Raw genomic sequence first — 12,715 nt, forward strand, 5'->3', positions numbered from 1 at the left:
TCACGCTATATCAATAATTTAATCTCATAAAAAAAGAGGCGTAACTTATTTGTTACGCCCCAGTATAAATAGAAAAATATATTTTATTTCCTTTAATCTACATTTAGGTTCAATTCTTTTTCCTTATTGATTAAATGGGCAATACTTGTATCATTTAAAATCTGCAACATGGCATTTCTTACCTCAACAAAGGTATCGCGTATGCCACAGGCATGTTCTTGAGTACACTCATCACATGATCTGTAGAAGTTTAAGCTCACGCAGGGTAACAAAGCGATAGGTCCATCAATCAGGCGCATAACCTGCGATAAGAAAACATCTTCGGGAGCCTTATTGAGGCTATAACCACCTCCAGCGCCTTTTTTGCTATAGAGAATTCCGGCATTTCGCATTTCAAGCAGAATTTGTTCCAAGAATTTTTTTGGAATATTCTCCTCCTGTGCAATCTTCACGATTTGCATAGGCTCATTGCCGTAGTTACGACCAAGCACCATAAGTGCCTTTATTGCATATTTTGTCTTTTTGGAAAGCATAATTTGTTAACCCCCTGTTGAATTGCAAATTTACGTTTTTTATTCAATAGAATAAAACCGCCCTAATTTCACGTATGTATCATCTGTATGGGCGCAAACTGTAGTTCACATCTGCCCACACTGCAGTCTTATGCGTCGAAGATATGCTATTGCTATACATGATCACCTACGATAAACTAACTATTTGTTTATCTAAAAAATAACCTTCGGATTTAGTTTATCCATAAGGATTCTACTACTCCGAAGGTTGTCTGTGTTGTTAAAACTTAATGAGCGTTCGCTCTGATCTCTTATTGTCCCAATACCGCCGTAATCGGTTTTCCGATACTGCCATTAGGCTCGGTAATGTGTAAGAGCGACGAAATTGTCGGTGCGATATCCACAATATGCACCTCTGTATTAGATACTCCGGGTTTAATTCCCCAGCCCATAAATACCAAAGGAATATGGGAATCATACCCAGACCAGGTACCATGTGTCGTACCGGTCGAACGAGGCGTACCGTCGTACCATTGTGGCTCACAAACGATCTGGATTGAACCGCTACGTTTAAAATTGTAGCCATTGATCATTTTTTCACGGATAGGCGCCGGAATCATCAGACTTTCACCCTTTTCCATATCAGCAACATAAGCGACGCCTTCTGTATGGCGAAGCTCACGAATGATGGTCTCTTTTATTTTATCACGATCCAAGTTCAAAGAATCAATCAATTGATTATTTAAGTGCACCTGGTAGTTCATCATACTTTTAACAAGCTTCTCTTGTCCAAATTTCTCTTTAAGGGTTTTGTTAAGTCCTGTGATAATCTGACGGGAATAGAAATAACCACCGTTTCCTTTCATATCCATAAAGAACCGAGAGTTATAAGAAGCGCCATGATCTGCTGTCAGGAAGAACGTGTAGTTACCCTTGCCCACCGTCTTATCCAGGTAGTTGAAGAAATCGGCAAGCTGTTTATCGAGCTGCAGATAGATATCTTCAATCTCCACTGCTGTCAATGAGTAACGGTGCCCCACATAATCTGTTGCTGAAAGGCTCACACAAAGAAAGTCGGTATTTTTAGTTGGGTTATTTCCCATCTGCTCATTTTTGATTGCTTCCATAGCTAGATCCAACGTAAACTGATTTCCCATTGGTGTGGTTTTGATCAGCTCATAGCCTTCGTCTTTCATTAGCTTGGAAGTCGCACGCGGCAAAGTCGGCTTTTCTTCTCCAGGGTACTTACCTTCGTAGATGTTATCATCGGCAATACTGTTGGCAGCATAGGTGCTGATATCATACATTGGTTTCCAGTCGCCTTTCAGGTATTTCTCGGCCAATTTTTTCTTGTTGAAGTCCACCACCCATTTTGGCAGTTTATCCATGTAGAAATTAGAGGTAATCCAATCACCTGATTTTGCTTCAAACCAATACGCTGCATCGGCAAAATGTCCCGCCGGCAGAATACCGCCACGGTCTTTGATTGCAATACCGATCACTTTGGATTTAAAGTTAGAAGCGAGCTTCAATTGGTCCGTTACGGTCGAAGCAAGCAAATTACGTGGAGACTGCTGCCCTTCCTTGGCTGTAGTACCTACACCAATGACATTGTCGTCCTGCGTACAGTACATATTCTTGCCCGTCTGTTCTTCGATCCAGTCATTGCCTGCAATACCATGTATGGAGGGAACTGAACCTGTATATACCGAACTGTGCCCAATGGCTGTGTATGTCGGAATATAATTAATCAATGTATTTTCACAGGAGAATCCTTCTTTCAAAAGTCGTTTGAAACCATCATTTCCATATCGATCTGCAAAACGATATAAATAATCCCAACGCATTTGATCCACCATCAGGCCGACAACCAATTTTGGTCTTTCCGGTTGTTGCGCCATGGACGAAAGCGCCGCTATTCCAAGGACGACACTTAAAAAAAATCTTTTAATCATAATCGTATTAAGTATTGAAATATTAGTTTTTTATTTACTGCATAGTATTCTATCAGGCCTTAACAAAAGGAACAATAAATCGCAACTTATTGGCAGTCCAGTTGCCCTGATACAGATTACTTCACTTCGCTAAAGTAGGATTTAATCTCTTAAATGTGCCTTTAAAAATTGACCTGTATAAGAATCTTTACAATGGATAAGTTCTTCAGGAAGTCCCGCAAAGACTAGCTTTCCACCTTTATTGCCACCCTCAGGACCAATATCGATGACCCAATCTGCCGATTTGATCATATCCATATTGTGCTCGATCACCAAGATACTGTTTCCTAAGGCAATCAGTGCATCAAATGATTTCAATAGCTTTTTAATATCCTGAAAGTGTAAGCCCGTCGTGGGCTCATCAAAGATAAAAAGTGTCTTCTTGCTGTTATTTCCCTTAATGAGGAAGGAAGCCAGCTTAATCCGCTGTGCTTCACCACCAGACAATGTACTTGACGATTGTCCGAGCTTAACGTAGCCTAGTCCAACGTCCTGTAAAGGCTGCAATTTCGCTAATATTTTAGGCTGGTCTGCAAAGAATACGATCGCTTCATCAACACTCAGCTCGAGAACATCTGCTACCGACTTGTTTTTGAAGTGTACATCAAGCACAAATTGTTTAAATCGTTTGCCTCCACATGCCTCACAGGGCAAAACGATATCGGCCATAAATTGCATTTCAATTTTAACTTCGCCTTCGCCCTGACAAACATCACAACGTCCACCTTCAACATTAAATGAAAATGCCGCAGGTTTCAATCCAGCAGCTTTGGCCGGTGCCTGGTTGGCATATAAAGCCCTGATTTCATCCCAGGCTTTCACGTAAGTCACCGGGTTGGATCGCGAAGAACGACCGATCGGGTTTTGATCGACCATTTCAACTTGTTCGACTTGGGTAATATCCCCCTCGATCGCATCATAGACCCCCGTCTGCTCACCGGAGTAATTGCCTATCGACTTCTGCAGTGCTGGGTAAAGGATACGTTTGACCAAGGAGGTCTTACCTGATCCCGAAACACCCGTTACCACAGTAAACGTATTCAATGGAAATTGTACATCAATCCCTTTGAGGTTATTCTCATGGGCTCCTTTAATGGTAACACTATTGGACCATGGACGGCGTTTTTTGGGTACCTCAATCTGGCTTTTGCCACTGAGGTATTGACCCGTAAGGCTCTTTGTATCTTTCAGAATCTGCTGATATGTACCCGCGAAGACCATTTCGCCGCCATTGATCCCGGCTTCCGGTCCGATATCGATCAGGTAATCAGCCGCCTCCATCATCTCCTGCTCATGCTCGACCACCACCACTGTATTACCAACATCGCGCAGAGATTTCAGCACAGAGATCAGGCGCTGTGTATCACGTGGATGAAGTCCAATACTTGGCTCGTCCAACACATAAATAGAACCTACGAGTGAACTTCCTAATGAAGTTGCCAGATTGATCCGCTGTGATTCCCCTCCAGAAAGGGTATTCGATAGCCGGTTCAAGGTCAGGTAACTTAATCCAACATCGCACAAAAATTGCAATCTATTATTAATTTCAGCAAGAAGTCTTTTGGCAATGACAAGTTCATTACCCACCAGCGGTAAAGTTGTAAAGAATTCCAAGGCGTCCTCCAGCGGCATCAAAACGATATCGGTGATAGACTTGCCCCCTACTTTCACGTAAGTAGCATCTTTACGTAATCGGGTCCCACGGCAGTCCGGGCAATCTGTCTTCCCACGATAGCGAGACAACATCACACGGTATTGAATTTTATAAGTCTGCTCTTCAAGTTCCTGAAAGAACTGTGTCAGGCCGGTAAAATATTTATTTCCCGTCCACAGCAACTCTTTCTGTTCAGCGGTCAGATCCATGTATGCACGATGTATTGGAAAATCAAATTTCAGGGAACTTTTAACAAGCACTTGTAACCACTCGCCCATTTTCTCCCCGCGCCAAGGGGCAATTGCGCCATCGTAGACCGAACGGCTTTTGTCTGGAATAACAAGATCAGGGTCAATACCAATGATCTTTCCATAACCTTCACATCGGCGACAGGCACCATAAGGATTATTAAAACTGAAGAAATTTGGTGTAGGTTCTTCAAATGTTATTCCATCAAGTTCAAATTTATGAGAGAAATGATGTCTTTGACCATTTTCCTCCATATAAAATTCCCCCTTACCTTCGAAAAAACCTGTTTGGACAGAGTCAGAAAGTCGATTGACTGTGTCATCGTCCTGTTCAATGCGAACCCGGTCGACGACAATAAGCACTTCACCATCCTGAAGGTCTTTATTGGCGATGGCCTTATCATCGATAATAGCTTCGATCTTCTGCATACTATCCCCATAGACGACACGCACAAAACCTTTCTGCAACAAGAGAGACAACTCTTCTTTGAGTTTGCGTCCATGAGAAGGAATAAGTGGCGCGAGAAGCGTCAACGTTGTCCCCTCTTCCAAATTCAAGGCAAAATCCACCACTGAACTCACACTGTCTTTGGTCACCTCGCGACCAGATACAGGAGAAATTGTCTTTCCGACTCGGGCATATAACAATTTCAGATAATCATAGATCTCGGTGGATGTTCCTACCGTCGAACGGGGGTTGGAAGTAATGACACGTTGCTCTATGGCAATTGCAGGGGCGATACCTTTGATGTAATCCACCTCCGGTTTATTCATCCGTCCCATAAATTGTCTTGCGTACGAAGAGAGACTTTCGACATAACGCCGCTGTCCTTCGGCATAGAGCGTATCAAAAGCCAAGGAGGATTTTCCTGAGCCCGACATTCCAGTGATAACAACTAATTTATTTTTAGGGATATCAACGTCAATATTCTTTAAGTTATTAACTCTTGCTCCTTTTATCTGAATATATTCTTTTGGAGTGTGCTCCACCTGTTTACTCATAATAATCCTTATCTCACACAAAGTTACGTATTCTTGGCTGATTATATTCCTGCGAATTAAAAAGCAATTCGGTTTTCTATCACCTGAATTTCAAAAAAGAGCAACTGTTCCAAAGTCGGCAAAATTTTGATGAAAGGCTTCATACACGACAAACAAGTAAATCTACGACCAGCTATAAATTGAAATACATCAAACAATTTAGTTTCCCAAGCAATTATTATTTAACATTTTTTGTTTTTCGATTAATCCTTCCAAAAACAATACAGTCCTATAGGTGTTATATCTGTTATAAGCGTGTAGCATTTTTTGCAGATAGCGCGTTTAAAAAACAAATAAAAATAATAAAATGGGGTATTCAAGTTTACAACACACAAAAAACAAGAATATTTCATGGCCATTAAAATTAAATAATTGCATATATGAAAAAAAATGTATTTCAAGTAATGATGCTATTGATGATCGCATTAGTATCCTCAACAACTATTAGTAAAGCGCAAATGGTTATCGACAAAATTGACTTAGGAATTTTTCCTAGCCCAGAAAAAGGGTATAAAAAAATGGTGATTGAAGTTCCCTATTCAGAAAGTGATAAAAACAAAAAAATAGAGTTTTCGGTGGGAAAATGGATGGAAGTAGACGGATGTAATACCTTTAATTTATCGGGCACTTTAGAGAAAAAAGATCTTCAGGGCTGGGGTTATGACTATTATTTATTCAAAACAAATGGTAATGTCGCCAGCACTATGATGGCTTGCCCAAACAAAGAAAAAAGAAACCTTTTTGTTTCAGCACAACCTGAGACTGTACGTTACAATGGCAGAATGCCGATTGTGATTTACGTACCTGAAGCTTATGATGTACAATTCAAAATCTACACAACTGACGGCGACACCTATCGCGCAGCAGAGGTAAGAACAAAAAAGTAAACCGCTACAGTTATTTGGTGAACCAAATATCCATGCAATAAAAAAGCCCTCGAACAATGTTCGGGGGCTTTTTTTATATCGCGTTCCGCTATTGACTATTGGAATTTCTTCGCGTTTACTTTACGCTCATTTTCAGTCAAATAGATTTTACGCAAACGGATAGACTGTGGTGTAACCTCAATGTATTCGTCAGCTTGGATATACTCCATAGATTCCTCTAAAGAGAATTTAATCGCTGGTGCGATACGTGTGTTATCATCTGTACCCGAAGCACGCATATTTGTCAATTGTTTACCTTTAACGATGTTGATCGTTAAATCATTGTCACGGATATGCTCACCCAAGATTTGACCTTCATAAATATCCACACCTGGATCAACGAAGAACTTACCTCTGTCTTGTAACTTATCGATAGAGTATGCTGTAGTTGTACCTTTATCTAAAGAGATCAATACACCGTGCAAACGTCCAGGGATTGGTCCTCTCCAAGGCTCGTAACCTTTTAAACGGTGCGCCATAACAGCTTCACCTGCTGTAGCTGTCAACACGTTGTTACGTAAACCGATGATACCACGAGAAGGAATTTCGAACTCAAGATGTTGCATTTCACCTTTCGTCTCCATCACTAAAAGTTCACCTTTACGTTGAGTTACTAGCTCAATTACTTTACCAGAAACCTCTGCAGGCACGTCAACTACCAACACCTCGATAGGCTCACATTTTTTGCCATCAATTTCTTTTAAGATTACCTGAGGTTGACCTACTTGTAGTTCGTAACCTTCACGACGCATTGTTTCGATCAATACCGACAAGTGAAGGATACCACGTCCGTATACCAACCAAGCATCTGGAGATTCAGTGGGAACGACGCGTAAAGCCAAGTTCTTTTCTAATTCTTTTTGTAGACGATCGTGGATGTGTCTCGAAGTAACCAATTTACCTTCTTTACCGAAGAAAGGCGAGTTATTGATGGTGAACAACATGTTCATTGTTGGTTCATCAATACTGATAACTTCCAGTTGCTCCGGATTTTCGAAATCTGCAATTGTATCACCGATATCAAAACCTTCGATACCAACTACGGCACAAATATCGCCACATTTAACTTCTTCTACACGACGACGGCCTAAACCTTCGAATGTATGCAATTCTTTAACACGTGATTTCACGATCTTGCCATCACGTTTTACCAACGAAATAGGTTGACCTTCTTTGATTATACCACGCGCTACACGACCGATGGCAATACGTCCTACGAATGTAGAGTAATCCAACGATGTGATCTGCATTTGTAATGTACCTTCAACAAATGGGGAAGGTGGGAAATGACTGATGATAGCATCTAATAATTCAGACACATCTTCTTTCTTTTCTTTCCAATCTGTTGACATCCAACCATGTTTGGATGAACCATATAATACAGGGAATGCTAATTGTTCTTCTGTCGCATCTAGGCTAAAGAATAAATCAAATACATTCTCGTAAACCTCTTCAGGACGACAGTTTTCTTTATCGACTTTATTGACAACTACCAACGGTTTCAACCCCAGGGATAATGCCTTTTGTGTAACGAAACGTGTTTGTGGCATCGGACCTTCGAACGCATCCACAAGCAAAACAACACCATCAGCCATTTTCAATACACGCTCAACCTCACCACCGAAATCGGCGTGACCAGGTGTATCAATAACGTTAATTTTTACGCCTTTATATTCAACAGAAACGTTTTTAGCGACAATAGTAATACCGCGTTCACGTTCTAAATCATTATTATCCAGAATTAAATCACCTGTACCATCATTGTCTCTAAAAAGATTTGTGAAGTGTAAGATTTTGTCTACCAACGTAGTTTTACCGTGATCGACGTGAGCGATAATCGCTATGTTTCTAATATTTTGCATCTAGCAAGTAAATTTGTTTTTAAATTCAGGGTGCAAAGATAAACATTTTGCACCATAAATTTTATAACTATGTGTATTTTATTTAATTACACCTAATTCTTTACCTACTTTAGTAAAGGCGGCGATTGCTTTATCCAGGTGAGTAACTTCGTGTCCTGCCGAAATCTGTACACGGATACGAGCTTTTCCCTGAGGTACAACAGGATAATAGAAACCTATTACATAAATTCCCTCATCCAACATCTTGGATGCAAATTCCTGCGCTAATTTCGCGTCATACAGCATCACAGGCACAATCGGGTGGAAACCTGGTTTGATATCAAATCCAGCAGCCGTCATTTTTTCACGGAAGTAGATTGTATTTGATTCCAATTTATCACGTAATGCAGTTGTCTCGCTCAGCATGTCCAAGACCGCAACAGAAGCTCCGGCAATTGCTGGTGCTAGGGTATTCGAAAATAAATAAGGACGTGAACGCTGACGTAACAAATCGATGATTTCTTTTTTACCGGAAGTAAAACCTCCAGAAGCACCACCTAACGCCTTACCTAAAGTACCTGTAATGATATCTACACGATCAATTACATTGAAAAGCTCGTGTGTACCACGTCCAGTTGCACCGATAAATCCTGTACAATGCGACTCATCGATCATCACTAGCGCCTGGTATTTATCCGCAAGATCACAGATCTGGTCTAATGGAGCTACAGATCCATCCATCGAAAACGCTCCATCTGTAACAATGATTTTATGCCGAGCACCGGATGCGGCCTGTAATTGCGCTTCCAGATCAGCCATATCCGCATTTTTATAACGGAAACGTTGTGCTTTACACAAACGAACACCGTCAATGATAGAGGCGTGATTTAATTCGTCGGAAATGATTGCATCTTCGGCACCAAATAACGGCTCAAACACCCCGCCGTTAGCGTCGAATGCTGCCGCATATAAAATAGTATCTTCAGTTCCGAGGAACGTAGAAATTTTTGCTTCTAATTCTTTATGCACATCTTGGGTACCGCAGATGAAACGTACGGAAGACATTCCATAACCGTGTGTATCAATCGCTTTTTTAGCAGCTTCGATTACTTTTGGATGTGAAGAAAGTCCCAAATAATTGTTAGCACAAAAATTGACAACTTCCTGTCCTGTGCTTACTTTGATGTCTGCTCCTTGTGGAGTAACGATCACCCGCTCTTGTTTATACAATCCCGCTTCTTTGATTGCTTCCAATTCCTTTTCTAAAACTGGTTGTAATGTATTGTACATAATTCGATTTTATTTTTTTATACAATATTACAGTTTTTTCATTGGAATAAGTTGCTTTACCTTTCGAGAAAAGGGCTATTCACGGAGAATTCACCCCAAATCAATGATTTGGTAACATTAAACCGATTGCATAAAATTCCTTTTTTCGATCGATCTACTTTTCCTCTTGGTTTGATAGCGACCAACAGGGAGACAAGCCCTAGACATCTTCGACCTGTAAGCAGGGTGCATGCGCGGTGTCTCAATGGTAAATCCACCTTAAAAAGGTGGACTCAACGTGGACTCAAGGTGGACTCATTGTGCTTGCAGTCCGAAGTTGGTATAACCTTATCTCAACTTTGGTCTCTCGCATTTTAGCTGAAAAGCGCCGGAATTTTAATAACAGATAGGAACGAAAGCTAGCGGATTTAAGCTATCGCATAACAAAAGGTCTTATCCATAAAAATTTCGTAAAAATAGCGTTTTAGGCGCCCCAATGTGAATTACTCGTAACGGAGCGCATCGACTGGATCCAGTTTAGATGCTTTTGAGGCCGGGTAATAGCCCGATAGCATACCGACGAGTCCACATACCGCGAAACCCAAAATAATCGCTCCCCAAGGTATAATAAAGGATGTGCCGAGCTGCAGCGCCAGAATATTACCAATCAAAATGCCTATAAAGATCCCGGCGACACCTCCAATCATACAGATCACAATTGCTTCCATCAGAAATTGTTTACGTATAACACTTGGTGTTGCACCGATTGCCTTACGAATACCGATCTCTCGTGTACGTTCAGTGACCGAAACTAGCATGATGTTCATCAATCCGATTGAAGCTCCCACAAGGGTTATAAAAGCAATCACGACCGCTCCCAAAGTAACCATAGCCATATTTTGCATCAGCATCTGGGCAACCGCATCTGATTTGGTGATTTCAAAATCATTTGACTGCCGTGATGCCAATCCGCGGATATTTCTAAATACGATTGTAGCTTCGCCGATTGCGGCTTCCAATCGCATGGGGTCATTGGAAGAAACAGTGATCACATAGGAAGGCTCGGTACCCTGCATCACTGCCCTGGCCTTGATCAGGGGAATAAAGCAGGCTCTGTCCCCACCCATCCCGGCAGAAGAACCTTTACTTTTTAAAACTCCTATCACCAAATAGCGGATATTGTTAACAGTAATAAACTGTCCTATTGGATCAATAATTTCGTTGAATAGCATTTTACTCACTTCACTACCGATGATGATGACGCCACTACCTGTTTCAACCTCTCGCGTAGAAAAATTACGGCCTTCGCTGACAACATACCCTGATGTCTGCAGATAATTTTCATCTGTCCCGATCAGGCCGATATTAGGGTTTGTCTTTTTGGATTGATATTTTGCGGTTGTATTCCAACTCACATTGGCACTGATTGATGTCAACGCATTAAAGTGAAAATCCTGTCTGAATCTTGCAGACTGTGCGTAGGTAATATTAGCAAAGACTTTTGAGCGAGTCCCTTCATTACCGATCCGAACATTCAATCCCCTGTTGCGTATGTTGAAGGAATTTGACCCCATCGACGAAAAGGAATCTGTCAGCGAGTTTTTCATGGCATCAATCGAGGTCAATACCCCTATTAATGCCATCATCCCTATGGCAATGATCAGTGCTGTTAAAAATGTCCGCAGCTTATTCCCTACAATGGACTGTAGTGCAAGCTTGACATTTTCAACATAAGACATCTTTACGGCCATAGAGCTGGTATTTATAATTTGTAGGGATGAAAATACTGTAATTCCAGCACAAAACCAAAAAGGCAATTTACTTCCTAGAAATAAATTGCCTTTTTGGTGGAATCTGACCTATCCATGCAAGCGGATTATTTTGATTTTGCAGCCATTTTCTATCTTAATTAATTCTTTTCCATGTCTCGGTGCGTCCAAGCAAGCTCACACCCACATAACCTCTGATATCAAGCTTATCACCTTTTAAGGTCATCTTGCAGCTATACGTTTTGCCCGACTTCGGATCATAGATCTTTCCATCAACATAAGTATTGCCATCTTTATCAAAATTGGTCAAAATTTCGAGTCCCTGTACATTTCTACTCTGCAGTGCTTTATCTGGATTTTTTATATCTTTCTTCAGCTGACCGGCTTCATTATTTGGAAATTTCAGCCAATAGAGCTTGCCAAAAAACTTCTCGCCTTTCTTGTAAATTTCAACGTGACCTTCTCCGCTTGGGTTTTCCCACTTTCCGATGATGGGATCTGTTTGCGCAAATAATGCTACTGTAGTCAGCAGCATTATGAATGACATCATAATTTTCTTCATGGGTCTATTATTTTATGAACTTAATTCTTTCAATTTCCGCCCTATTGTCAATATGATCGCTTTTACCCCCCCCAAACACTCCTATCAATCCATTTCTACCATCAGCAATCGCCCCACTTAACGAATATAATGACTGACCACCAAATAACAATAGCATCATAGCTTCTGAATAAATATACAAAATATTTACTATGCTTGCATATATTTTTATTTCTAAAACTGCTCATCTCCAATCGGACGGCCCGCACTAATCCACGCCAACGGCCCATCAACGCCCATTTCTCCAGAAGACTTAAATTCATAATCTAAACAAAGTTTGGCATCGGGTTTGCACGATAGTTATTATATTATTACTTTATTTACTCTTTATAAATTAGCACATATTATGAAATTTATTATTAGTCTTTTACTTACTGGTGTAGTCGTCGCAATTGCATGCTGGATTGTCCCCGGCGCTCACGTTGCCGGATTCGGTTGGGCTATCGTTACAGGACTCGTCATTGGATTTGTCAATGCGACTGTGGGATCGATTTTAAGGTTATTTACATTCCCGTTGAATTGGCTTACCCTTGGCCTGATTTCCTTTATTATTACCGTATTGATGGTCTTGTTATCAGATTCACTACTCGGCTCCAAATTTGATGTAGATGGATTCTGGACCGCTGCGCTGTTTGCCATTGTCGTTGCCATATTGGAAATGATTATTGGCAGTACTTCGAAAGATTAAAAATACATTCATAAAATAGCAGCGGGCGTCCGCATCAATACATGTGGACGCCTTTTCATTGCTCAGCGATTGTCCCCCTTTCTTGCCGACATCATCTTCCTTTACTGACAGCATCTGTCGTTTGAAAAACAGATAGTTTACTGTTCCACTTCCTTTAAAATAATCGTCTAAA

At 41.0% G+C, this 12,715-nt stretch carries 9 protein-coding genes; 2 read left to right on the top strand and 7 right to left on the bottom strand.

Translation table 11 applies throughout. The annotated features are described in order from the left end of the window. Positions 1–92: 92 nt before the first annotated feature. The 3 genes from HS960_RS20120 to uvrA all read right to left on the bottom strand — a co-directional run bounded on the left by HS960_RS20120 (position 93) and on the right by uvrA (position 5,410). Positions 93–533 carry an RrF2 family transcriptional regulator gene (locus HS960_RS20120; RefSeq protein ID WP_153845359.1) on the bottom strand — a complete coding sequence of 147 codons (441 nt, stop codon included), beginning with the start codon at positions 531–533 and terminating at the stop codon, positions 93–95. A gap of 290 nt (positions 534–823) precedes the next feature. Next, positions 824–2,467, bottom strand: a complete 1,644-nt coding sequence (pafA, locus tag HS960_RS20125; RefSeq protein ID WP_153845358.1) for an alkaline phosphatase PafA — start codon at positions 2,465–2,467, stop codon at positions 824–826. A 141-nt stretch (positions 2,468–2,608) separates the two neighbouring features. Continuing rightward, on the bottom strand, positions 2,609–5,410 hold the full coding sequence (uvrA, locus tag HS960_RS20130) for an excinuclease ABC subunit UvrA (RefSeq protein WP_182330525.1): 2,802 nt from the start codon (positions 5,408–5,410) through the stop codon (positions 2,609–2,611). 419 nt (positions 5,411–5,829) lie between these two features. Here uvrA and HS960_RS20135 point away from each other — a divergent pair, with 419 nt between their 5' ends. Then, a complete protein-coding gene (locus tag HS960_RS20135) occupies positions 5,830–6,336 on the top strand; it encodes an ecotin family protein (RefSeq protein ID WP_182330526.1) in 507 nt (168 codons plus the stop codon). 95 nt (positions 6,337–6,431) lie between these two features. Here HS960_RS20135 and typA read toward each other — a convergent pair whose 3' ends face one another. The 4 genes from typA to HS960_RS20155 all read right to left on the bottom strand — a co-directional run bounded on the left by typA (position 6,432) and on the right by HS960_RS20155 (position 11,816). Next, the gene (typA, locus tag HS960_RS20140; protein ID WP_153845355.1) at positions 6,432–8,237 is read right to left on the bottom strand and encodes a translational GTPase TypA; all 1,806 of its coding nucleotides are present in this window, start codon (positions 8,235–8,237) and stop codon (positions 6,432–6,434) included. 78 nt (positions 8,238–8,315) lie between these two features. Beyond that, positions 8,316–9,506, bottom strand: coding sequence for a glycine C-acetyltransferase (gene kbl / locus HS960_RS20145; protein ID WP_153845354.1), 1,191 nt, complete (start codon positions 9,504–9,506; stop codon positions 8,316–8,318). A gap of 482 nt (positions 9,507–9,988) precedes the next feature. Then, the gene (locus tag HS960_RS20150) at positions 9,989–11,236 is read right to left on the bottom strand and encodes an ABC transporter permease (protein WP_088159803.1); all 1,248 of its coding nucleotides are present in this window, start codon (positions 11,234–11,236) and stop codon (positions 9,989–9,991) included. Between the two features lie 154 nt (positions 11,237–11,390). Then, a complete protein-coding gene (locus HS960_RS20155) occupies positions 11,391–11,816 on the bottom strand; it encodes a DUF2147 domain-containing protein (protein WP_182330527.1) in 426 nt (141 codons plus the stop codon). 385 nt (positions 11,817–12,201) lie between these two features. On the opposite strand from HS960_RS20155, the gene HS960_RS20160 reads away from it, so the two are divergent. After that, positions 12,202–12,543 carry a phage holin family protein gene (locus HS960_RS20160; RefSeq protein WP_153845352.1) on the top strand — a complete coding sequence of 114 codons (342 nt, stop codon included), beginning with the start codon at positions 12,202–12,204 and terminating at the stop codon, positions 12,541–12,543. Positions 12,544–12,715 lie beyond the last annotated feature (172 nt).

The organism is Sphingobacterium paramultivorum, from assembly GCF_014109745.1.
GTDB classification, from domain to species: Bacteria; Bacteroidota; Bacteroidia; order Sphingobacteriales; family Sphingobacteriaceae; genus Sphingobacterium; species Sphingobacterium paramultivorum.

Coding starts and splice junctions, on each gene's coding strand:
- pafA (WP_153845358.1), bottom strand. CDS start 2,467: ATGATTAAAAGATTTTTTTTAAGTGTCGTCCTTGGAATAGCGGCGCTT.
- HS960_RS20155 (WP_182330527.1), bottom strand. CDS start 11,816: ATGAAGAAAATTATGATGTCATTCATAATGCTGCTGACTACAGTAGCA.
- typA (WP_153845355.1), bottom strand. CDS start 8,237: ATGCAAAATATTAGAAACATAGCGATTATCGCTCACGTCGATCACGGT.
- HS960_RS20150 (WP_088159803.1), bottom strand. CDS start 11,236: ATGGCCGTAAAGATGTCTTATGTTGAAAATGTCAAGCTTGCACTACAG.
- kbl (WP_153845354.1), bottom strand. CDS start 9,506: ATGTACAATACATTACAACCAGTTTTAGAAAAGGAATTGGAAGCAATC.
- HS960_RS20135 (WP_182330526.1), top strand. CDS start 5,830: ATGAAAAAAAATGTATTTCAAGTAATGATGCTATTGATGATCGCATTA.
- HS960_RS20160 (WP_153845352.1), top strand. CDS start 12,202: ATGAAATTTATTATTAGTCTTTTACTTACTGGTGTAGTCGTCGCAATT.
- HS960_RS20120 (WP_153845359.1), bottom strand. CDS start 533: ATGCTTTCCAAAAAGACAAAATATGCAATAAAGGCACTTATGGTGCTT.
- uvrA (WP_182330525.1), bottom strand. CDS start 5,410: ATGAGTAAACAGGTGGAGCACACTCCAAAAGAATATATTCAGATAAAA.